A 19,864-nucleotide genomic window follows, 5' to 3' on the forward strand; every position below is an offset into this window, starting at 1 on the left:
TACGAGGACCCGCGACGCGAAAGCGAGCGGCGTGGAGCGACGGCCGGTGCGCGGCGACGGCCGCCTCACCACGGCGGCGCCTTCAGCAGGTAGCCCGCGCCGCGCACCGTGTGGATCATCGGCTCGCGCCCGCTGTCGATCTTGCGGCGCAGGTAGCTGATGTACAGCTCGACCACATGCGCCTGGCCGCCGAAGTCGTACGACCATACGCGGTCGAGGATCTGCGCCTTGCTCAGTACCCGGCGCGGATTGCGCATCAGATACCGCAGCAGCTCGAACTCGGTCGGGGACAGCTCGACGACCGCCCCGCCGCGCGTCACCTCCCGCGCGTCCTCGTCCATGACGAGATCGCCGACGGTGAGGACGGCCGCGTCGCCGCGCGCCCTGGTCATGCCCGCCCGGCGCAGCAGTCCGCGCAGCCTGGCCAGCAGTTCCTCCAGGCTGAACGGCTTGGTGACGTAGTCGTCGCCGCCCGCCGTGATGCCCGCGATGCGGTCCTCGACGGAGTCGCGCGCGGTGAGGAACAGCACGCACACCTCGGGCTGGCTCGCGCGGAGCCGGCGCAGTACGGACAGGCCGTCGCCGTCGGGAAGCATCACGTCGAGCACGACCGCGTCGGGACGGAAGGCCCGCGCCTCGGCGACCGCGGAGGCGACGTCACCGGCGGTGCGCACCTGCCAGCCCTCGTAGGCGAGGACACCGGACAGCACTTCGGCGAGGTCGGGTTCGTCGTCCACGACGAGGACCCGGACCGGAGAGCCGTCCGGGTGGGCGAGGGGGTGCGGTGCCGCGCTGTCTGTGATGTCCATGGTCCTTCCAGCATCGCCCGGCGGGCGGTCGCGCGGCGAGGGCGGGCGCCTCTGCGTTCCCTGTGAGTCCTGTGGGTCGTGGGAGTCCTGTCGCCGATCGGTGAGCGAGCCGCCCGCGCGGCGCCGTCACCACGGGTCCCGCGGGCCGCCGTGAGCCTCTGGATCACCTGTGAGTCCGCGGCCGGGGCGCCGATTCAGAGCTGGCTCAGAGGTTCCGCCCGCACAGTGGCAAGCGTACGACCAGGAAGGGAACCACCGTGAGCGGCACGACATGAGCGGCACCCACAGCCCCCGCACCACCGCGCGGCACGCGGTGACGTATCCCGGCAGGCGGTCACCGGCCGTCGTGGTGCTGGCCCTGGGCTGGGCGGGCGCGGCGGCGGTGATCGCGCTGTGGTGGCAGGACACGTCGTCGGTCGTCGGCCCCGCGGGCTGGCTGATCGGCGCGGGCCGGATCGCCGGGCTGCTGACCGGCTACTGCTGCGCGCTGCTGGTCGGCCTGATGGCCCGGATTCCCGCACTGGAGCAGGGGGTGGGCAGCGACCGGGTGGCGCGCTGGCACGCGATGGCCGGGCGTTACACCGTCTGCCTGCTGATCGCGCACATCACGCTGATCCTGTGGGGTTACGCGGCGCAGGCGCACGCCTCGGTGCTCGGCGAGACATGGACGGTGGTGTTCACCTATCCGGACATGCTCAAGGGCACGATCGGCGGTCTGCTCCTGCTGGTCGTCGGCGCGGTGTCGGTACGCGCGGTACGCCGCAAGGTCCGCTACGAGACCTGGTACTACCTGCACCTGCTGACGTATCTGGCGATCTTCCTGGCCTTCTGGCACCAGCTCGCGCTCGGCGCGGACTTCGCGGGCGGCACGGTCGCGCGCGGGCTCTGGTACGCGCTGTACCTCGGTGTCGCGGCGGCGGCGCTCTGGTACCGGGTGCTGGTGCCGCAGCGGCTGAATCTGCGGCACCGGCTGCGGGTGGCGTCGGTGGTATGGGAGGCGCCGGGGGTGGTGTCGGTGCTCATACGCGGCCGGCGGCTGCCCGAACTGGCGGCGCGGCCGGGGCAGTTCCTGCGCTGGCGGTTCCTGACGCCCGGCCTGTGGTGGACGGCCAGCCCGTACTCGCTGTCCGCCGCGCCGCGTCCCGACCTGCTGCGGATCACCGTGAAGGCGGTGGGCGAGCACAGTACGGCGCTGGCCGGACTGCGGCCCGGCACCCGGATCTGGGCCGAGGGACCGTACGGCGCGCTGACCGCGGAGCGCAGGACCCGGCAGAAGGTGCTGCTGCTCGCGGGCGGGGTCGGGGTGACCCCGTTGCGGGCGCTGTTCGAGTCGCTGCCCGCGGGGCCCGGCGACCTGACGCTGGTCTACCGGGCGCGCACCGAGGCCGATCTGGCGCTGCGCGGCGAACTGGAGCGGATCGCCGCCGTGCGCGGCGCCCGTCTGCACTTCGCGGTCAACGCGCCCGACGGCCGGCGGCCCGTCCTCAGCGCGGACACCCTGCGCGCCACGCTGCCGGACATCGCGCGGCACGACGTGTTCCTGTGCGGGCCGCCCGGAATGGCGCGGGCGTCGTACGAGGCGCTGCGCGCGGCGGGTGTCCCGGCCCGCCACATCCATCACGAGTCCTTCGAACTGTGAGCCGTGCCGTGAGCCATGTCGTGAACCATGCCGTGAGCCGTGCCGTGAGCCAGATGGTGAACCGAGGTGAGAGCCGTCCATGAGCGCCTTTCCCGCGCGCCCTTTGCGGCGCGTCCTGTTGAGCACCCTGGCCACCGTCGCCGGTGTGGTGCTGCTGCTGACCCTCAAGCCGCACACGACGGCGGGCGCGGGTGACGTGGCCGCGGGCTCCGCGGCCCCCGCACCGGCGCCGTCCGCGACGTCGGGGACGTCCGGCTCCTCCAACGGCCCGTCCAACGGCCCGTCCAGCGATTCCTCCAATGGCTCGTCCAACGGCTCGTCCTCGAAGGGGACTTCGGGCACCAGGACGGTCGACGGCGACACCGCGCAGACCCGCTACGGTCCCGTCCAGCTCCGGCTCACCCTCACCGGCGGCAGGATCACCGCGGTGAAGGCCGTCCAGTTGCCGAACGACAACCCCAGGGACGGTGAGATCTCCGGTTTCGCGATCCCGCAGCTCACCCAGGAGACGCTGGCCGCGCAGAGCGCGAAGATCGACACCGTGTCCGGGGCGACGTACACCAGCGAGGGGTATGTGCGGTCGCTCCAGAGCGCGTTGGACAAGGCGGGGGTCTGACCGTGTCCGACACGCGGGCCCGGCCGCGCCGGGTGGAACACACGATGGGCACGGTCTTCTCCTTCGACGTGCGGGGCGGCGGCGACCGTGTGGCGGCGGCGCTGCACGCGGCGGCGGCCTGGCTGCACCATGTCGACGAGGTCTTCTCCACCTACCGCCCCGACAGCCAGATCAGCCGGCTCGCCGCCGGCACGCTCACGCTGCCGGCCTGCTCCCCCGACGTGCGGGAGGTGCTGGCGCTGTGCGAGACGGCCGGACGGCTCAGTCACGGCTGGTTCAGTACCGGGTACGCGGGCGGCTTCGACCCGACCGGGCTGGTGAAGGGGTGGGCGGTGGAGCGGGCCGTCGCCATGCTGGCCTCCGCGGGCGCCGACGCGGTGTGCCTCAACGGCGGGGGCGACGTACAGGTGTACGGCGGCCCCTGGCGGATCGGTGTCGCCGACCCGCTGCGGCCGGGCGCGCTGGTCCGCGTGGTGCACACGGACGGCGAACTGGCCGTCGCCACCTCGGGTCCCGCCGAGCGCGGCTGCCACATCATGGACCCCTTCACCCATCAGCCGCCCGCCCCCGCGCTCGCCTCCCTCACCGTGGTCTGCCGCGGCCTGACCGACGCGGACGCCCGCGCCACCGCCGGCTACGCGATGGGCCCCGCCCGCGCCCGCCGCTGGCTCGAATCCCTCCCCGACACCGAGGGCTTCGCGGTCGCGGCGGACGGCGCCACATGGCAGACCGCCGGTTACGGCGTGACCACCGCCGCCCACACACCCTGAACCCCCGCTGTGTGGGCCGCGCCCATGCCCGGCCGCCGGATCGGCCCCTATCCTGCTCGGGCCGTACGGGACGGCGCGAGCGGATCGCGGGAGCGCGCATGCGGGAATTCGAGGATGTCGGCGTCGAGGTGCCGGGCGGACGGCTGGCGGTACGGCGCTGGCCGGGCCCGGCGGGCGGCCCTGTGGTGCTGGCGCTGCACGGGATCGCCAGCAACGGCCTGGCCTGGGCGCAGGTCGCCGAAGCGCTCGACGGGGTCGAGATCCTGGCGCCCGACCTGCGCGGGCGCGGGCTCAGCCGGGAGGTGGCGGGCGCCTGTTCGATGGCCCGGCACGCCGACGACATGCTCGCGGTGCTCGACCGCTTCGGCGTCGAACGGGCGGTGCTGGCCGGGCACTCCATGGGCGGCTACGCGGCGTGCGTCGCCGCGCGCCGCGATCCGGGGCGCTATTGCGAACTGGTTCTGGTCGACGGCGGCTTGGGCTTCCCCGTACCCGCGGGCGTGGACATCGACGCGGTGCTGCACGCCGTGGTCGGACCCGCGATGCGCAAGCTGGAGATGGAGTTCGCCGACCGCGCCGCTTACCACGCCTTCTGGGCGGAGCACCCGGCGTTCAGCACGCTCGGCGGGCCGCTGCTCGCCGCGTATCTCGACCGCGATCTCACCGGCGAGGCACCGCACTTGAGGTCGGCCTGCCGGGCGGACGCGATCCGCGAGGACGCGGCGGACGAGCTGCGCAACCCGGACGTCTTCGCCGCGATCCACGAAATCACCGTCCCCACCCGGTTGTTGTGGGCCGAGCGGGGGCTGTCGGACGAGCCGACCGGGCTGTACGCGCCCGAAGTGATCGCGGCGAGCGGCCTGGTGGCGGAGGGGATCGCCCTGCACTTCGTCCCGGGCGTCAACCACTACTCGGTGCTGCTCGGCGAGCCCGGCGCCCGCTTGGTGGCCGGGCACCTGACGGACGCGGTACGGCGCACGGCGGCAGCGGGGGGGGGGGGGGGGGGCCCCCCCGGCAAGTGCCCGCCCCGCTGGGGGGGGTTGGTCCCCTCTCCCCCCCTCCACCCCCCCCACTACCTCCCCGGCCCCTCCCCCCGCCCCCCCTCTCCCCCCCCTCCCCCCCCCCCCCCCCCCCCCCCCCCACCCCCCCCCCCCCCCCCCCCCCCCCACCGCGTCCGGCACCAGCAGGTCCGCCCCGGTCGCCGCCCGTACCTCCTCCACGCCGACGCCGGGGGCCAGTTCGGCCAGCCGCAGTCCTTCGGGGGTGACGTCGAGGACCGCGAGGTCGGTGATCACGCGGTGCACGACGCGGCGGCCGGTGGCGGGCAGGGTCAGTTCCCCGACGATCTTCGGGGAGCCGTCCTTGGCGGTGTGTTCCATGACCACCACGATCCGGCGGGCGCCGTGCACAAGGTCCATGGCCCCGCCCATGCCCTTGACCATCTTGCCGGGGATCATCCAGTTCGCCAGGTCACCGCGGGCGGAGACCTGCATGGCGCCGAGCACCGACACGTCGATCCGGCCGGAGCGCACCATGCCGAAGGAGGCGGCGGAGTCGAAGTACGCGGCGCCGGGTGCCACGGTGACCGTCTCCTTGCCCGCGTTGATCAGGTCGGGGTGCTCGTCGCCGTCGTACGGGTAGGGGCCGACGCCCAGGACGCCGTTCTCCGAGTGCAGCACCACATGGGTCCCGGCGGGCAGGTGGGCGGGGACGAGCGTGGGCAGGCCGATGCCGAGGTTCACGTACTGGCCGTCACGCAGTTCGCGGGCGGCGCGGGCGGCGAGTCGGTCGCGGTCGAGTGGCACGGTCAGTTCTCCCGGTCGGAGGTGGCGTGGGCGGTACGGACGGTGCGTCGCTCGACGCGTTTGTCGGTCGGATCGGCGGCCACGACGCGGTCGACGTACACACCGGGCAGATGGACGGCGTCCGGCGGCAACTCGCCCGGTTCCACGATGCGTTCGGCCTCCACCAGGGTGATCCGGCCGGCCATCGCGCACAGCGGGTTGAAGTTGCGGGCGGCGGCGTGGAAGGCGCAGTTGCCGTGCCGGTCGGCGACGGCCGCCCGGACCAGCGCGAAGTCGGCGGTGATGGCCTCCTCCAGCAGATGGCGTACGCCGCCGAAGTCCCGTACCTCCTTGGGCGGCGAGGCGACCGCGACCGTGCCGTCCGCCGCGTACCGCCAGGGCAGGCCGCCCTCCTCGACCTGGGTGCCGGCGCCCGCCGGGGTGTAGAAGGCCGGGATGCCGCAGCCGCCCGCGCGCAGCCGTTCCGCGAGGGTGCCCTGCGGGGTGAGTTCCACCTCCAGCTCGCCCGTCAGATAGCGCCGGGCGAACTCCTTGTTCTCGCCGACGTACGAGGAGGTCGCCCGCGAGATCCGGCCGAGTCCGAGCAGCAGGCCGAGTCCCCAGTCGTCCACTCCGCAGTTGTTGGAGACGACCCGCAGATCCGTCGGGCCCGCCGCGGCGAGCGCCGCGATCAGCGCCGACGGGATGCCGCACAGGCCGAATCCGCCGACGGCGAGTGTCGCGCCGTCCGGGATGTCCGCCACCGCGCGGGCGGCCGAGGCCACCACCTTGTCCATGCGTCCGCCTTCCCCGCAGGGGTCATCGAGGGTGTGTCGAGCGTGAGTTGAGGGTGCGCCGGGCCGCCGTGCCGGGCGTGGCCCGGCCCCTGGCGCCCGCCCTGTCACCTTTGCGACGGCGCGGCGGGGCCGCCATGGTCCCTGTCGACATGGCGCGCGGGGAAGGAGCGTGTGCCGCCCACATGTCCGGTTCGGCGGGGCGCTTCTACGGTTTGCGCAACAATCCACCTCCCCGGGAGCCGGTCGCCATGCGTCGCAGCACATCGAGCACCAACAGATCGAGCCGAGCGAGCCGTTCGAGCGAGCCGGCCGCGTCCCGTCGGCCGCGCCCGACGAACGGGCCGGGCGCCTTCCGTACGCGGACCGTACCGGCGCTGGCCGTGCTGACCGCGGGTGTGCTGCTCGCCGGATGCAGCGCCGCGGGGACGGCGGGCAGCGCCAAGTCCTCCGACGGCACGAGCGACTCGGCGGTCAAGGTGGGCCTGGTCTACTCGCGCAGCGGGCCGCTGGCCGCCTACGGCAAGCAGTATCTGGACGGCTTCAACGCCGGTCTGGCGTACGCCACTCACGGCAAGGGCACGGCGGGCGGCCACCGGATCGAGGTGATCGAGCAGGACGACGCGGGCGACCCCGCGAAGGCCGTCGCCGCGGCCAAGACCCTGATCGGCAAGGGCACGCACATCATCGCGGGCACCACCGACTCGGGCGTGGCGCTCCAACTGGCCCCGCTGGCTGCCCAGAACAAGGTGCTGTACATCGCGGGACCCGCCGCCACCGACGCGTTGACCGGCGTGAACGCGTACACCTTCCGCTCCGGCAGGCAGTCGTACCAGGACATCCTCACCGCCGGGTCGCTGCTGGGCGACTCCAAGGGCAAGAAGATCACCGTGCTGACCCAGAACTCCGCCTTCGGGCAGGCGAATGTCACCGCCGTGAAGGAGGTGCTGGGCGGGCAGGGCGCGACCGTGGACTCGGTGCTGGCGCCGCCGAGCGCGGGCGATCTGACGCCGTTCGCGCAGCAGGTCAAGTCGAAGAAGCCGGATCTGGTCTTCGTCGCCTGGGCCGGGGCCGGCGCGCCCGCGCTGTGGACGGCGCTCGACCAGCAGGGCGTGGTGACCTCGACCAAGGTCGTGACGGGACTGGCGGGCACCGCCTCGTACCCGCTGTTCGGCGCGGCCGGGTCCAAGATCTCCTTCCTCGCGCACTACTTCCCCGGCGCAGCGCACAACGCGGTGGAGACGGCGATGCTCGACGGCATCACCAAGGCGGGCGGCACGCCCGACCTGTTCAGCCCGGACGGCTTCACCGCCGCGCAGATGATCGTGCACGCGGTGGAGGCGGGCGGCGCGGACAGCCCGACCGCGATGGCGAAGGCGCTGGAGGGCTGGTCGTTCGAAGGCCCCAAGGGCGACGAGCAGATCAGGGCGGTGGACCACGCGCTGCTCCAGCCGATGTTCACGGCGAAGCTGAACGGCACGGGCGCCGCCGCGAAGCCGGAGCTGATCAGCAGGCTGCCCAAGGACGCGGTGAACCCGCCCTCGAAGCAGATGGCGGGCTGACCGGTGACGAGCACGGCCCCGGTACTCCGGCTGCGTGACGTGGGCTGGTCGGTCGGCGGCGCGACCATCGTGGACGAGGTGTCCTTCGAGGTGCGCGAGGGCGAGTTCCTGGCCTTCATCGGTCCCAACGGCGCGGGAAAGACGTCCCTGTTCAACCTGATCAGCGGTCTCGTACCGGCCAGTCGGGGGTCCATCGGGCTCGACGGCGCGGACATCACCGCAGAGAGCGTCCCGGCCAGGGCGCGGCGCGGGCTGGGGCGGACGTTCCAGACGTCCAGTCTGTGGCCCGGCATGACGGTCGCCGACCATGTGCGGCTGGCCGCCCAGGCGGCGGGCGGCGGCTCGTACCGGATCTGGCGGCGCGCCGCGGGATACGCGCGGCAGGTCGGGCAGGTGCTGGAGCGCACGGGGCTCGGGCACCGCGCCGAGGCGCTGTCGAGCGCGCTGTCGCACGGCGAGAAACGGAAGCTGGAGCTGGCGGTGCTGCTGGTCGGCGAGCCGCGCGTGATGCTGCTCGACGAGCCGATGGCCGGGGTCAGCGCCGAGGAGGTGCCGGCCCTGACCGCGCTGATCCGCTCGCTGCACCGCGACGAGGGCCGCACGGTCCTGATGGTCGAGCACCACATGGACGTGCTGCTCGGCCTGGCCGACCGGCTCGCGGTGATGCACCACGGCACCCTGCTCGCGCTCGACACCCCGCAGGCCGTCACGACCGACGCCACCGTGCAGCGGGCCTATCTCGGGGAGGCGCTGTGACCGTCGAACCCCTCTTGGCCGTAAGGAACTTGAAGGTCGTCATCGGCGGCCGTCACATCCTGCACGGCGTGGACCTCGACGTCGCCGCGAGCGGGGTGACCGCGCTGCTCGGCCGCAACGGCGCGGGCAAGACCACGACGGTGCGCGGCGTGCTGGGCCTGGTGCCGCGCACCGGCAGCGTGCGCTTCGCCGGTCAGGAGACGGTACGGCTCGCCACGCACGCCCTGGTGCGGCGCGGGATCGGCTACGCGCCGGAGGACCGCGGGGTCTTCGCGGCACTGACCGTCGCGGAGAATCTGCGGCTGGCCGAGCGGCGCGGCGCGGGCGAGCCCGCCTACGCGCTGGTGCACGAGCTGTTCCCCGAGCTGCGGCAGCGGGCGGCGCAGCGCGCGGGAACGCTGTCCGGCGGGCAGCAGCAGATGGTCGCGATCGGCCGCACCCTGCTCAACGGCAACCGGCTGATCATCGCCGACGAGCCCACCAAGGGCCTGGCGCCGAAGGTCGTCACCGAGGTGGCGCGGGTGCTGGAGCGGGCCGCGCAGGCGGTGCCGGTGCTGCTGGTCGAGCAGAATCTGGCGATGGTACGGCGGCTCGCCGAGCACTGCGTGGTGCTGGCGGACGGCAGGACCGCGCACCGCGGCCCCGCCGCCGACCTGCTCGCCGATCCCGAGGCGACCCGCAGGCTGCTGGGCGTCGGACGCAAGGGCGCGGACGCGCACGTGAGAGAGGCAGAGGCCGTGTCATCCGATCCCGCCAGGGAATCCGCCACCGACGCCGCCGGGACGCACGTCCAGGCCGCGGCCGGGTCGTACCCACCGCCGTCCGCGGCACGGGAGGCGGGCGCCTGATGTCGACCGTCGTGCTGCTCACGGCCACCGGTCTCGGCCTCGGCGCCCTGTACTTCCTGGTGGCCTCCGGCCTCTCCCTGATCTTCGGCCTGATGGACGTGCTGAACTTCGCGCACGGCGCGCTGCTGTCCATCGGCGCGTACGGCACCTGGTGGGCCGCCTCCGGGCATCTGCCGGGCGCGGGCTCCGGCGGATTCGGCTTCGTCCTCGCCGTCGCCTTCGGCACCGCTGTGGGCACCGTCGCCGCGATGGTGCTCGAACTCGCCCTGATCCGCCCGTTGTACGAACGGCCGCGCGAGCAGGTCCTCGCCACCGTCGGGGTGGGGCTCGCGGTGCCCGCGCTGCTGTCGGCGATCTGGGGCGCCGACGCGCGCACCTTCCCCGGACCCGCGGCCCTGTCCGGCACCTTCGGACTGTTCGGCGCGCGCGTCCCCGTCAACCGGCTGGTGCTGATCGGCGCCGCGGTGCTCGTCCTGCTGGCGCTGCGGCTGTTCCTCGGCCGCACCCGGCACGGCCTCGTCGTCAGGGCCGGGGTCGAGGACCGGGCGATGGTCACCGCGCTCGGCATCGACGTCCGGCGCGCCTTCACCCTGGTCTTCGCGATCGGCGGGGCCGCGGCGGCGCTCGGCGGCGCGCTGGGCGGGCTGTACTACGGCTCGGTCGACCCGGGCCAGGGCACCTCGCTGCTGATCTTCGCCTTCGTCGTGGTCGTCATGGGCGGCATGGGGTCGGTGTCGGGCGCCGCGCTCGCGGCCGTCGGCGTGGGCCTCGTCCAGCAGTTCGCCAACTACTACACCGCGTCGGGGCTCGGCGATCTCGCGGTCGTCGTCCTGCTCGCGGCGCTGCTGCTGCTCCGGCCGCACGGCGCCACCGGGAGGCTCGCATGACCACCGCCACCCCCACCCGCGAGGAGCCGCGCGTCCAGGCGGCGCCCGCGCCGGCCGGACAACTGCGCCGGGTCACCCGCTGGTGGCCCGCCGCCGCCCTGGCCGCGCTGCTCGCTGCCCCGTACAGCTCGCTGCCGCTGCCGGGCCTGCTCGACGGGCCGATCGGGAGCGCGGGCAGCCTTCAACTCCTCGCGCTGTGCCTGGTGTTCGGCGCGCTCGCGACCGGATACGACCTGCTGCTCGGCCGTACGGGCCTGCTCTCGTTCGGCCACGCGCTGTACTTCGCCGCGGGCTCGTACGCCACCGACGTCATCATGATCGAGGCCGGGCTGCCGTTCGCCGCCGCCGCCGTGCTGGGGCTGCTCTTCGGGATCGCGCTGGCCGCGCTGCTGGGCTCGGTGTCGCTGCGGGTGAGCGGGATCGCCTTCTCGATGGTCACGCTCGCCTTCGCGCAGGCCGGTTCGATCCTGGTGGAGCGCGACCCGGGCGGGGTGACCGGCGGCGAGGAGGGCCGGGCGGTGCCCGCGGACAGGCTGCCCGCGTCACTCGTCGGCATCGAGCACACCGTCAATCTCTACTGGATCGCGCTCGCCTACCTCGTGGTGACCGTCGCCGTCGTGCACTGGGCGGTCCGCTCCCCCACCGGGCGGGTCTGGGAGGGCATCAAGGAGAACGAGCGCCGGGTGGAGGTGCTGGGCCTGCGGCCGTACGGCTTCAAACTGACGGCCTTCGTGCTGGCGGGCGCGCTGGCCGCGGTCGGCGGCATCGTCCATCTGCTGCTGACCGGCGGCGCCACCCCGCAGACCACCACCTCCGACTTCACCTTGTCGCTGCTGGTGATGGTCGTCCTCGGCGGCTCCGGCTCGCGCTGGGGCCCGCTGATCGGCGGGGTCCTCTACACCTGGGCCGACCACCGGCTCGGCGACCTCGCGGGCTCCGGCTCGGTCGCCGGTCTGCCCTCGGTCCTGCGGGTCCCGCTCTCCCAGCCCCTGTTCCTGCTCGGCACGTTGTTCGTCGTGGTCGTCTACGTGCTGCCCGGCGGCGTGGCCCGTCTGCCGCAACGGCTGCGCGCGGCGGCGCGGAAGAGGAGCTGACCGGGAGGCGGTCCCCGCCGGGCGCCGCTCCTAGCCGGGCGCCGCTCCTAGCCGCGAGGTGTGGACAACAGGTGCAGACGGAGGGCGAGTTGGAGTTCCAGCGCCCGGTCGGGGGCGTTCCAGTCGGGGCCGAGGAGGGCCTGGACGCGGTCGAGGCGCTGGACGACGGTGTTGACGTGGAGGTGGAGTTCGTCCTTGGTACGGGTGAGGGTGCCACCGCAGGCGAAGTAGGCGCCGAGGGTACGGACCAGCTCCGTGCCGCGTCGCGCGTCGTAGTCGAGGAGCGGGCCGAGCGTCGCGGTGACGTAGGAGTCGACGTCCCGTTCGTTGCCCAACAGCACGCCGAGGAAGCCGAGTTCGTCGGCGCTCGCGCCGTCGCCGACGCGGCCGAGCGACTGGAGGGCGCGCAGGCAGCGCAGCGCCTCGGCGTGGGCGTCGGCCAGGGCCCGCGGTCCCGCGGCCGGTCCGCCCGCGGCGACCGTGACGGGCGCGCCCACCAAGTGGCCGAGCTGGGCGACGGCGGCCCTGGCGGCCTCGCCGGGCGGTGCGCCGTCGTACGGGAGGAGCAGGACGACGGTGCCGGACTGCTCGGCGCTGATGCCGTCGCCGCCGAAGAGGTACTGGACGGCGGCGCCCGGCAGTTTGTCGTGGCAGGCGGTGACGGTCTCGGCGACGAGCAGCAGGCACGGCCGGTCGAGGTCGACACCGAGCCTGCGACCGCGCACGACGAGACCGGCCGGGTCGCGCCCCGCCGCGGTCAGCAGGTCGGTGATCAGCTCGCCGCGCACCCGGTTCTCGGTCTCCGCGACGGAGCGGCTGAGCAGCAGCAGGAGCGCGGTGACGACCCCGGCGCGCTCGAACAGCCGCCGGTCGGAGTCGTCGAGCCGTTCGCGCCCGTACAGCACGAGGCTGCCGAGGAGTTCCTGTCCCGCGAGCACGGCGCAGGTCCAGCGGCCGTCGCGGAACACCGCGCGGGCCGCGGCGTGCGAGTCGGCGGCGTGCCTGACCAGGGCCGCCGGCTGCGGGGGCAGACCGTCGAAGTCGCCGCCGCCGCGCCCGACGGCGGCCAGCCGTCGGCCCTCCGGGTCGTGGATGGTGAGGGCGCCGTCCAGCAGTCCCGCGACGGCGGCGGCCACTTCCGACAGGTCGCCGCCGCGCAGCACCAGGTCGGTGAGCCGGTCGTGCGCCTCCTCGGCGCGCTGCATCGCGGCGGCGTGCTCGCGGATCACGGCGCCCGCCTCGGCGAGGTCGGTGATGGCCTTGGCGGTGTCGATGGCGATGGCGGCGTGCGCGGCCAGCGAGCACAGCAGCGCGACCTCGTCGGGCGAGAAGGGGCGCGGGGTGCGGTCGGCGGCGAAGAGCACCCCGATCACGTCGCTGCCGACGGCGCCGCCCGCGTGACCGCCCGCGCCGCGTGACCCGAGCAGCAGCGGCACCCCCAGGATGCCGACCAGGCCCTCGTCCAGCACACCCTCGTCGATGGAGCCGGTGTGCCGGAAGCGCTCGTCGGTGCGGTAGTCGGGGGTCGCGTACGGGCGGGCGGTCAGCGCAACCAGACCGCCGAGACCGTCGCCGTACGACAGCCGGAGGTTCTGGAAGAGCGGTGAGACCGAGCCGTCGGTGACCCGCATGTACGTGTCGCCCGCCTCCTCGTCACGCAGCGTCAGATACGCGGTGTCCGTGCCGAGCAGCATCCTGGCCCTGCGCACGATGGACTGGAGAACGGCGTCGAGGTCGCGGAGCGCGGCCAGGTCGCTCGCGGTGTCGAAGAGCGCGGCGAGTTCGGTCTCGCGGCGGCGGTGCTGCCGCAGCACCCGGCGGACCCGCAGCGCGATCCCGGTGGCCTGTTCCAGCTCCGACAGGTCGGACGCGCCCGCCCCGTTGATCCTCGCCTGCGCGGCGACCGCCCCGAAGTCCTCCGCGGGCGCGTCGGCCGCGACCATTTCGAGCAGCCGACGCATATGGCGGGCGATGGGCTCGGGCTCGGCCGCGGGCCCGAGGGCGGGTGCCGGTGCCGGTGCCGCTACGGACTCGGGCGCCGGTACGGCTGCGGGATCTGCGGATTCTGCGGACATCAGGGGTCACCGTGCCGGAGGGACGAAGAACGGTCCGTGCGGCGCGGCGGTCGGGACCGTCGCGCCGCACGGCTGGTGCGACGGACGCGCGGTGGGGCTCGCCGCCCCGCCGGGACGGGACGACGGCCGCCGCAGACGCCGACCCTATCGACCGGTCGCCGTAAAAGGCGAGGTCAGCGGCCGGATCAGTAGCCGGATCGACGGCCGGATCAGTGGGCCGCCCGGTGGCCGGCTCGTGGTCGGCTCGCGGTCGGCCCGTGATCGGCCCGTGGCTGGCCCGACGGTCGGCCCGGTGCGCGCGGGTCAGTGGGCGGTCCACCCGCCGTCCAGCGGCAGCGAGGCCCCGGTGATGTAGCCGGTGTGCGGGGAGCAGAACCACAGGGCCGCAGCCGCGACCTCCACCGGCTCGATCAGCCGCTTGATCGCGGTGCGCTCCAGCATCACCCGGGTCACCACCTCCGCCTCGGGGATGCCGTGCGCGACGGCCTGGGTGGCGATCTGGTCCTCGACGAGCGGGGTGCGGACATAGCCGGGGTTGATGCAGTTGCTGGTCACGCCGTGCGGCGCGGCTTCGAGCGCGACGGTCTTGCTGAGCCCTTCGAGCGCGTGCTTGGCGACGACGTACGCGGACTTGTACGGGCTGGCGCGCAGGCCGTGCACCGACGAGATGTTGACCACCCGGCCCCAGCCGCCCGCGTACATGTGCGGCAGGGTGCGGCGCAGGATCCGGAACGGCGCCTCGACCATCACCCGCTGGATCAACGCGAAGCGCTCCGGGGGGAATTCGTGGACGGGCGCGATGTGCTGAAGGCCCGCGTTGTTGACGACGATGTCGGCGTCGTCGGGCAGCGCGTCCACGGCGGCGGGGTCGGCGAGGTCGGTGACGCAGCAGGTGCCGCCGATCTCCGCCGCCACTTCCTTGGCCGCGTCCGCCGCGATGTCCACCACGTAGACGGCGGCGCCCGCCTCGGCGAGGGCCACCGCGCAGGCCCGTCCGATACCGCTGGCGGCTCCGGTGACCAGGGCGGTCCGCCCGGCCAGGAACCGCGCGCCGGGCGGGTCGTCGGGGGTGACTGCGGCGGGCGGCGCAGCGGGCGGCCCCTCGGCGCCGGGGCTCTGAGTGCTCTCCATGGCCGCCACGCTAGAAACGATGCGGGGGCCCGCACACGTGGCCGGTGACCATACTTCCCCGTCCCGAGGTGGCGTCCGCAGCCATGTCGCGCGGGCCCTCCAGGGCCCATGCCGGTACGGCCGCGCGGCGCGGGCGGCGGCCGGCCGGCCGCGCCGCCGGGCGCACCGCGGCGCGGCGGACGCAATGGCGGCGGCCCCCACTTCCGCCGCGCAGGGGTGGCGGTCCTTCACGTGTCTGGGGCCGCCGCGGCGGTTCTACCGTCCAGCCGACACGTGGTCCCCGTCACATCAGGAACGCCCCCTACCGCTGTCGTCCGACGTGCCGGTGTCCGCCGACCGTGAGCCGCCCCCCGTCCCGAGGAGTCCGCATGCCCCCCAACCCGCCGCCCGGCAGCGCCCGTTCGCCCCTCCCCCGTACCGCCCGCGCCGTGACCACCGCGCTCCTCGGTGTCCTCGCCCTGCTCACCGCCTGTCTCGGCGCGGTCGTCACCGCAGGTCCGGCCGCCGCGGCCGGTCTCACCCAGGTCTCGTCCTTCGGCTCCAACCCCGGCAATCTGGCGATGTACGAGTACGCACCCGCCGGTCTGCCCGCGAACGCGCCCGTCGTGGTCGCGCTGCACGGCTGCGGGCAGAGCGCGAGCGACTACTTCGCCAACTCCGGCTGGCAGAAGTACGCCGACCTGTGGGGCTTCGCGCTCGTGCTGCCGCAGACCAGCTCGGCCAACAACTCGCTGTCCTGCTTCAGTTGGTTCGACCCCGCGAAGGACACCCGCGGCAAGGGCGAGGCGGCGTCCGTCGTGTCGATGGTCGGCCACGCCGTCACGCAGTACGGCTCGGACAGCCGTCGCGTGTACGTCACCGGCCTGTCGGCGGGCGGCGGCATGACCGCCGACCTGCTGGCGGACTACCCGGACGTCTTCGCGGGCGGCGCGGTGGACTCGGGGCTGCCCGCGCAGTGCGCCACCAGTCAGACGGCGGCGTCCGGTTGCCAGTACGGCAGCCTCAATCTCACCCCGGCGCAGTGGGGCGACAAGGTCCGCGCCTCCTACCCCGGTTACACCGGGCCGTGGCCGCGGGTGGCGATCTGGCAGGGCGCCTCCGACTACACGGTCTACCCGGTCAACGCCACCGAGCTGCGCGACCAGTGGACCAATGTGTGGGGCATCGGCCAGACCCCGTCGAGTACCCAGAGCCTGCCCGGCAACACCACGCTGACCACGTACAACGACGCTTCCGGCAAGCCCGCGGTGCAGATGTACTCGATCGCCGGCATGGGGCACGGTCTGGCCGTCGACCCCGGCTCGGGCACCGAGCAGTGCGGCGCGACCGGCGCGTACTACCTCGACACGATCTGCTCCAGCTACTACACCGCCCGTTTCTGGGGCCTGGACTCCGGTTCCGGCGGGGGCACGGGCGCGCTGCCCGCGCCCACCGGGCTGAAGGTCACCGGCACCACCGACACGACGGCGAGCCTGAGTTGGGCGGCGGTGACCGGGGCCGCCTCGTACACCGTCTACCGCGCCGGGACCAAGGTCGGCACCAGCACCTCGGCCGCGTACACCGACAGCGGTCTGACGGCGGGGACTTCGTACGCCTACACCGTCGCCGCGGTCGACTCGGCCGGGACGGTCGGCGCCGCGTCCGGCGCGGTCACGGCGACCACCACCGGGTCGGGCGGCGGCGGTTCCGGGCAGTGCTTCACCGCCACCAACTACGCCCAGGTGGCGGCGGGCCGCGCGCATCAGAGCGGCGGATACGCGTACGCCAACGGCTCCAACCAGAACATGGGGCTGTGGAATGTCTTCGTCACGCACACCTTGAAGGAGACCGCGGCCGGTTACTACGTGATCGCCGACAGCGGCTGCTCGGCCTGACCCCGGCCGCGCCCCGGCCCGCGGCACCGACCGGGTACGGACCCCGTACCGGTCAGGTGCTGCGGGCCAGCACCAGCCGACAGCGCGGGCTGCCGTCCGGGCGGCGGCCGAACTCCTCAAGTGCCGTGTGGGTCACGGTGAATCCGGCCCCCGCGAGGTCGTCGAGCACCCCGCGCAGCGGGAACGTCCGGTAGTACATGACGAATTGCGGGCGCCAGACCAGATTGCGCACCCGCATCCCGGCGTCGAAGCCCCACAGTGCCCAGTACAGGGCCGAGTCGACGGGCGGCGGCGCGGTGACCGGGAAGGCGAAGAGCCCGCCGGGGCGCAGCGCGCGGCGCACCTCGGCGAACAGCCGGGGGCGTTCGGCGGGCAGGAAGTGCCCGAAGGCGCCGAAGCTGACGGCGAGGTCGAACTCCGCGTCGAAGGGCAGCGCGCGGACGTCGGCGCGTACCCACTCGGGCTCCGGTCCTTCGGCGGTGTCCCGGCCGGTGTACGCGGCGCGCGCGGCGGCCAGCATCCCCGCGCTGAAGTCCACGCCGGTGACGCGTTTCCCGCACAGCGGCCGCAGCGTCCCGACGCCCGCGCCCGTACCGCAGCAGACGTCGAGTCCCGCCTCGAAGGGCCCGAGCGGCGCGAGAGCGCCCGCCACCGCGTCGAGGAAGACATCGGGCGTGCGGAACGGTGTGTGGTCGAACTTCGGCGCGAGCAGGTCGTAGCCGCGGTCGACGGAGGAGAGCGCCTGCACCGCCAACTCGCGGAGGCTCGGCCCCTGATCGGAGAACATCCGGCCACCTTAGGCCGTGCGAAGCCGCGCGACGCCGTGTCGCGGCGAACGCCCGGCCCGCCGCCCGGGTGGATCGGGGAAGCGACGGCAGGCCGGCGCGGACGGGCCCTCGGGGCGGCGTTCCCGCCGTTTATTCCCGGCGGGGACGAAGTGAGGTGTGCATTACACCTCACCTCCACGAAACGGAAGCGTCATTCCTGATGCGATATTCTGCTGGCTTAACGGAATGTTCGTTCCGGTTCAAGCTTGAGGAGTTCCATGGCGTCCGAGACCCGGCGACCGCACCACCAGGTCACGTTCGCGGTCCTGGCGGCGGGTGTCGCCGCCTACGCGCTGTTGCAGTCCCTGGTCACCCCCGTCCTGCCGACGATCCAGGAGAGCCTGCACACCAACCAGAACACCGTCACCTGGGTGCTGACCGCCTACCTTCTGTCGGCGTCGATATTCACCCCGATCATGGGCCGCATCGGCGACATGATCGGCAAGGAACGCGTCTTCGTGGCGACGATGTCCGCCCTCGCGGTCGGCTCGCTGCTGGCCGCGCTCGCGTCCAACGTGCAGGTGATGATCATCGCCCGCGTGATCCAGGGCATCGGCGGCGGTGTGCTGCCGCTGGCCTTCGGCATCATCCGCGACGAGTTCCCGCGCGAGAAGCTGAACGGCGCGGTCGGCGCCATCGCCTCGCTGATCGCGGTCGGCTCCGGCCTCGGCATCGTCCTCGCGGGACCCATCGTCAGCGTGCTGGACTACCACTGGCTGTTCTGGCTGCCGATGATCATGACGATCCTCGCGGCCGTGGCCGCGCACTTCTTCGTCCCCGAGTCCCCGATCCGCACACCGGGACGCATCAGTTGGCTGCCCGCCGTGCTGCTCTCCGGCTGGCTGGTCGCCCTGCTGGTCGCGCTGAGCCAGGCGTCGGTGTGGGGCTGGGCCTCCGGCAAGGTGATCGGCCTGCTGATCGCCGCCGTCGTCCTGGCCGTCGCCTGGGTGCAGGTCGAACTGCGCTCCGCCGTACCGCTGATCGACATGAAGATGATGCGGCTGCCCGCGGTGTGGACCAACAACCTGGTCGCGCTGCTCTTCGGTGTCGGTATGTACGCGACCTTCGCCTTCCTCACCGAATTCGTGCAGACCCCGAAGTCCACCGGCTACGGCTTCGGATCGAGCATCACCGAGTCCGGCCTGATCCTGCTGCCGATGTCGGTGACCATGTTCGCCGTCGGCCTGGGCGCGAGCCGTCTCGCCCAGCGGATCGGCGGCAAGATCGTCGTCCTGCTCGGCTCGCTGATCGGCACCGTCTCGCTGGCGATGATCGCCTTCGCGCACGGCGCGACCTGGGAGCTGTACATCGCCACCGGCGTGATGGGCGTCGGTTTCGGCCTGGCCTTCTCGGCCATGTCGAGCCTGATCGTCGCCGCGGTGCCGCCGGAGCAGACCGGCGTGGCCAGCGGCATGAACGCCAACATCCGCACCATCGGCGGCTCGATCGGCGCGGCGCTGATGGCCAGCATCGTCACCTCGAACCCGGCCGCCGACGGCCTGCCGCGCGAGTCGGGGTACACCAACGGCTTCGCGATGCTCGGTGTCGCGCTGCTGATCGCGGCCTTCGCCGCGATGCTGATCCCGGTCACCCGGCAGCAGACCAGGCTGGTGGATTTCGCGGACGAGCCCGCGCATCCGGAGTTGGCGGTGGTACCCGGCGGTACGGTCGTGGGTGACAAGCCGGAGTGAGCTCCGGCGTACGAACGGCCGCACCCACCGGGAGTGACGGATGACAGCGCGCGACACACAGGACCGGCCGATGCGGCGCGATGCCGTACGCAACCAGCAGTTGGTCATCGAGGCCGCGCGTGAGGTCGTCTCCGAATTCGGCACGGAGGCGAGCGTGGAGCTGATCGCCTCGCGCGCGGGGGTGGGCGTCGGTACGGTCTACCGGCGCTTCCCCAACAAGGAGGCGCTGGTCGAGGAGATCGTCGGGCAGATGCTCAGCGAGCTGGTCGCCGAGGCGCGCCGTGCGCTCGCGCTCGGCGACGGCACCGGGCTCGAGGTCTATCTGCGGGCCATGGGCCAGTCGCTGAGCACCCACCGGGGCTACGCGGTCAAGGCGGTCGGCCACTCCAAGGCGGCCTGCGTCGAGCAGTTGCGCGACCTGATCACCGAACTCCTGGCCCAGGCGCAGGAGTTCGGGCGGATCGGTCCCGACATCGTGCTCGGCGACATCATGGCCATCTCCTGGGCGCTGCGCGGCATCGTGGAGACCGCGGGCCCGGTCGCGCCGGAGGCGTGGCAGCGGCATCTGGACATCCACCTCGCGGGGCTGCGCGCCCACGGCACGCCCGCGATCCACGCCCCGGCCACGCGCGAGCAGTTGACGCTCATCAGCAGTGGTGCGGGGCGCGCGAGCTGCGCGCGGGACGCGTAAGCGCCCCTGGCGCGGC

The 19,864-nt window shown here is 73.5% G+C and carries 16 protein-coding genes and 2 pseudogenes; 12 read left to right on the forward strand and 6 right to left on the reverse strand.

What is annotated here, in order from left to right; all coding sequences use genetic code 11:
• Nucleotides 1–65 precede the first annotated feature (65 nt).
• A complete protein-coding gene (locus ACZ4EF_RS28975; protein ID WP_355345998.1) occupies nucleotides 66–809 on the reverse strand; it encodes a response regulator transcription factor in 744 nt (247 codons plus the stop codon).
• A 271-nt stretch (nucleotides 810–1,080) separates the two neighbouring features.
• Here ACZ4EF_RS28975 and ACZ4EF_RS28980 point away from each other — a divergent pair, with 271 nt between their 5' ends.
• The 4 genes and pseudogenes from ACZ4EF_RS28980 to ACZ4EF_RS28995 all read left to right on the forward strand — a co-directional run.
• The gene (locus ACZ4EF_RS28980) at nucleotides 1,081–2,448 is read left to right on the forward strand and encodes a ferredoxin reductase family protein (protein WP_467507036.1); all 1,368 of its coding nucleotides are present in this window, start codon (nucleotides 1,081–1,083) and stop codon (nucleotides 2,446–2,448) included.
• Between the two features lie 79 nt (nucleotides 2,449–2,527).
• Nucleotides 2,528–3,064 (forward strand): FMN-binding protein, encoded by a 537-nt coding sequence (locus ACZ4EF_RS28985; RefSeq protein WP_467507038.1) that lies wholly within the window; start codon nucleotides 2,528–2,530, stop codon nucleotides 3,062–3,064.
• Nucleotides 3,065–3,108: 44 nt separating this feature from the next.
• Nucleotides 3,109–3,834, forward strand: a complete 726-nt coding sequence (locus ACZ4EF_RS28990; RefSeq protein ID WP_467507110.1) for an FAD:protein FMN transferase — start codon at nucleotides 3,109–3,111, stop codon at nucleotides 3,832–3,834.
• A gap of 98 nt (nucleotides 3,835–3,932) precedes the next feature.
• Nucleotides 3,933–4,334 (forward strand): annotated as a pseudogene (locus tag ACZ4EF_RS28995) (alpha/beta fold hydrolase); the annotation flags it as partial.
• A 672-nt stretch (nucleotides 4,335–5,006) separates the two neighbouring features.
• On the opposite strand, the pseudogene ACZ4EF_RS29000 reads toward ACZ4EF_RS28995, so the two are convergent.
• Both ACZ4EF_RS29000 and ACZ4EF_RS29005 read right to left on the reverse strand, forming a co-directional pair.
• Nucleotides 5,007–5,639, reverse strand: a pseudogene (locus ACZ4EF_RS29000) (3-oxoacid CoA-transferase subunit B); the annotation flags it as partial.
• Between the two features lie 2 nt (nucleotides 5,640–5,641).
• Nucleotides 5,642–6,415, reverse strand: coding sequence for a CoA transferase subunit A (locus tag ACZ4EF_RS29005; protein ID WP_391045555.1), 774 nt, complete (start codon nucleotides 6,413–6,415; stop codon nucleotides 5,642–5,644).
• A 248-nt stretch (nucleotides 6,416–6,663) separates the two neighbouring features.
• Here ACZ4EF_RS29005 and ACZ4EF_RS29010 point away from each other — a divergent pair, with 248 nt between their 5' ends.
• From ACZ4EF_RS29010 to ACZ4EF_RS29030, 5 genes are read left to right on the forward strand one after another with little or no spacing between them, the layout of a single operon-like run.
• On the forward strand, nucleotides 6,664–7,974 hold the full coding sequence (locus ACZ4EF_RS29010) for a substrate-binding domain-containing protein (RefSeq protein ID WP_467507040.1): 1,311 nt from the start codon (nucleotides 6,664–6,666) through the stop codon (nucleotides 7,972–7,974).
• Nucleotides 7,975–7,977: 3 nt separating this feature from the next.
• Nucleotides 7,978–8,730: an ABC transporter ATP-binding protein gene (locus ACZ4EF_RS29015; RefSeq protein ID WP_467507042.1), complete on the forward strand. Its 753-nt coding sequence runs from the start codon at nucleotides 7,978–7,980 to the stop codon at nucleotides 8,728–8,730.
• The gene (locus ACZ4EF_RS29020) at nucleotides 8,727–9,578 is read left to right on the forward strand and encodes an ABC transporter ATP-binding protein (protein ID WP_467507044.1); all 852 of its coding nucleotides are present in this window, start codon (nucleotides 8,727–8,729) and stop codon (nucleotides 9,576–9,578) included. The genes ACZ4EF_RS29015 and ACZ4EF_RS29020 overlap by 4 nt, the downstream gene beginning before the upstream one ends.
• Complete coding sequence (locus tag ACZ4EF_RS29025; protein ID WP_355345971.1) at nucleotides 9,578–10,465, forward strand: branched-chain amino acid ABC transporter permease; 888 nt, start codon at nucleotides 9,578–9,580, stop codon at nucleotides 10,463–10,465. The genes ACZ4EF_RS29020 and ACZ4EF_RS29025 overlap by 1 nt, the downstream gene beginning before the upstream one ends.
• On the forward strand, nucleotides 10,462–11,559 hold the full coding sequence (locus ACZ4EF_RS29030; RefSeq protein ID WP_391045569.1) for a branched-chain amino acid ABC transporter permease: 1,098 nt from the start codon (nucleotides 10,462–10,464) through the stop codon (nucleotides 11,557–11,559). The genes ACZ4EF_RS29025 and ACZ4EF_RS29030 overlap by 4 nt, the downstream gene beginning before the upstream one ends.
• 47 nt (nucleotides 11,560–11,606) lie before the next feature.
• On the opposite strand, the gene ACZ4EF_RS29035 is transcribed toward ACZ4EF_RS29030, so the two are convergent.
• Together ACZ4EF_RS29035 and ACZ4EF_RS29040 are read right to left on the reverse strand one after the other, a co-directional pair.
• Nucleotides 11,607–13,520 carry a helix-turn-helix domain-containing protein gene (locus ACZ4EF_RS29035; protein WP_391045659.1) on the reverse strand — a complete coding sequence of 638 codons (1,914 nt, stop codon included), beginning with the start codon at nucleotides 13,518–13,520 and terminating at the stop codon, nucleotides 11,607–11,609.
• Between the two features lie 417 nt (nucleotides 13,521–13,937).
• Nucleotides 13,938–14,765 carry a 3-hydroxybutyrate dehydrogenase gene (locus ACZ4EF_RS29040; protein WP_355345965.1) on the reverse strand — a complete coding sequence of 276 codons (828 nt, stop codon included), beginning with the start codon at nucleotides 14,763–14,765 and terminating at the stop codon, nucleotides 13,938–13,940.
• A 368-nt stretch (nucleotides 14,766–15,133) separates the two neighbouring features.
• On the opposite strand from ACZ4EF_RS29040, the gene ACZ4EF_RS29045 reads away from it, so the two are divergent.
• A complete protein-coding gene (locus tag ACZ4EF_RS29045; RefSeq protein WP_355345962.1) occupies nucleotides 15,134–16,639 on the forward strand; it encodes an extracellular catalytic domain type 1 short-chain-length polyhydroxyalkanoate depolymerase in 1,506 nt (501 codons plus the stop codon).
• A gap of 52 nt (nucleotides 16,640–16,691) precedes the next feature.
• Here ACZ4EF_RS29045 and ACZ4EF_RS29050 read toward each other — a convergent pair whose 3' ends face one another.
• Nucleotides 16,692–17,426 carry a class I SAM-dependent methyltransferase gene (locus ACZ4EF_RS29050; RefSeq protein WP_467507047.1) on the reverse strand — a complete coding sequence of 245 codons (735 nt, stop codon included), beginning with the start codon at nucleotides 17,424–17,426 and terminating at the stop codon, nucleotides 16,692–16,694.
• A gap of 258 nt (nucleotides 17,427–17,684) precedes the next feature.
• Between ACZ4EF_RS29050 and ACZ4EF_RS29055 the strand changes: the two genes are divergently transcribed.
• Nucleotides 17,685–19,157 carry an MFS transporter gene (locus ACZ4EF_RS29055; RefSeq protein WP_188285401.1) on the forward strand — a complete coding sequence of 491 codons (1,473 nt, stop codon included), beginning with the start codon at nucleotides 17,685–17,687 and terminating at the stop codon, nucleotides 19,155–19,157.
• A 40-nt stretch (nucleotides 19,158–19,197) separates the two neighbouring features.
• Complete coding sequence (locus ACZ4EF_RS29060) at nucleotides 19,198–19,848, forward strand: TetR/AcrR family transcriptional regulator (RefSeq protein ID WP_391045581.1); 651 nt, start codon at nucleotides 19,198–19,200, stop codon at nucleotides 19,846–19,848.
• The last annotated feature ends 16 nt before the right edge of the window (nucleotides 19,849–19,864 follow it).

Source organism: Streptomyces sp. NPDC025721 (assembly GCF_055558595.1).

Coding starts and splice junctions, on each gene's coding strand:
- ACZ4EF_RS28975 (WP_355345998.1), bottom strand. CDS start 809: ATGGACATCACAGACAGCGCGGCACCGCACCCCCTCGCCCACCCGGAC.
- ACZ4EF_RS28980 (WP_467507036.1), top strand. CDS start 1,081: ATGAGCGGCACCCACAGCCCCCGCACCACCGCGCGGCACGCGGTGACG.
- ACZ4EF_RS28985 (WP_467507038.1), top strand. CDS start 2,528: ATGAGCGCCTTTCCCGCGCGCCCTTTGCGGCGCGTCCTGTTGAGCACC.
- ACZ4EF_RS28990 (WP_467507110.1), top strand. CDS start 3,109: ATGGGCACGGTCTTCTCCTTCGACGTGCGGGGCGGCGGCGACCGTGTG.
- ACZ4EF_RS29005 (WP_391045555.1), bottom strand. CDS start 6,415: ATGGACAAGGTGGTGGCCTCGGCCGCCCGCGCGGTGGCGGACATCCCG.
- ACZ4EF_RS29010 (WP_467507040.1), top strand. CDS start 6,664: ATGCGTCGCAGCACATCGAGCACCAACAGATCGAGCCGAGCGAGCCGT.
- ACZ4EF_RS29025 (WP_355345971.1), top strand. CDS start 9,578: ATGTCGACCGTCGTGCTGCTCACGGCCACCGGTCTCGGCCTCGGCGCC.
- ACZ4EF_RS29030 (WP_391045569.1), top strand. CDS start 10,462: ATGACCACCGCCACCCCCACCCGCGAGGAGCCGCGCGTCCAGGCGGCG.
- ACZ4EF_RS29035 (WP_391045659.1), bottom strand. CDS start 13,520: ATGCGTCGGCTGCTCGAAATGGTCGCGGCCGACGCGCCCGCGGAGGAC.
- ACZ4EF_RS29040 (WP_355345965.1), bottom strand. CDS start 14,765: ATGGAGAGCACTCAGAGCCCCGGCGCCGAGGGGCCGCCCGCTGCGCCG.
- ACZ4EF_RS29045 (WP_355345962.1), top strand. CDS start 15,134: ATGCCCCCCAACCCGCCGCCCGGCAGCGCCCGTTCGCCCCTCCCCCGT.
- ACZ4EF_RS29050 (WP_467507047.1), bottom strand. CDS start 17,426: ATGTTCTCCGATCAGGGGCCGAGCCTCCGCGAGTTGGCGGTGCAGGCG.
- ACZ4EF_RS29055 (WP_188285401.1), top strand. CDS start 17,685: ATGGCGTCCGAGACCCGGCGACCGCACCACCAGGTCACGTTCGCGGTC.
- ACZ4EF_RS29060 (WP_391045581.1), top strand. CDS start 19,198: ATGACAGCGCGCGACACACAGGACCGGCCGATGCGGCGCGATGCCGTA.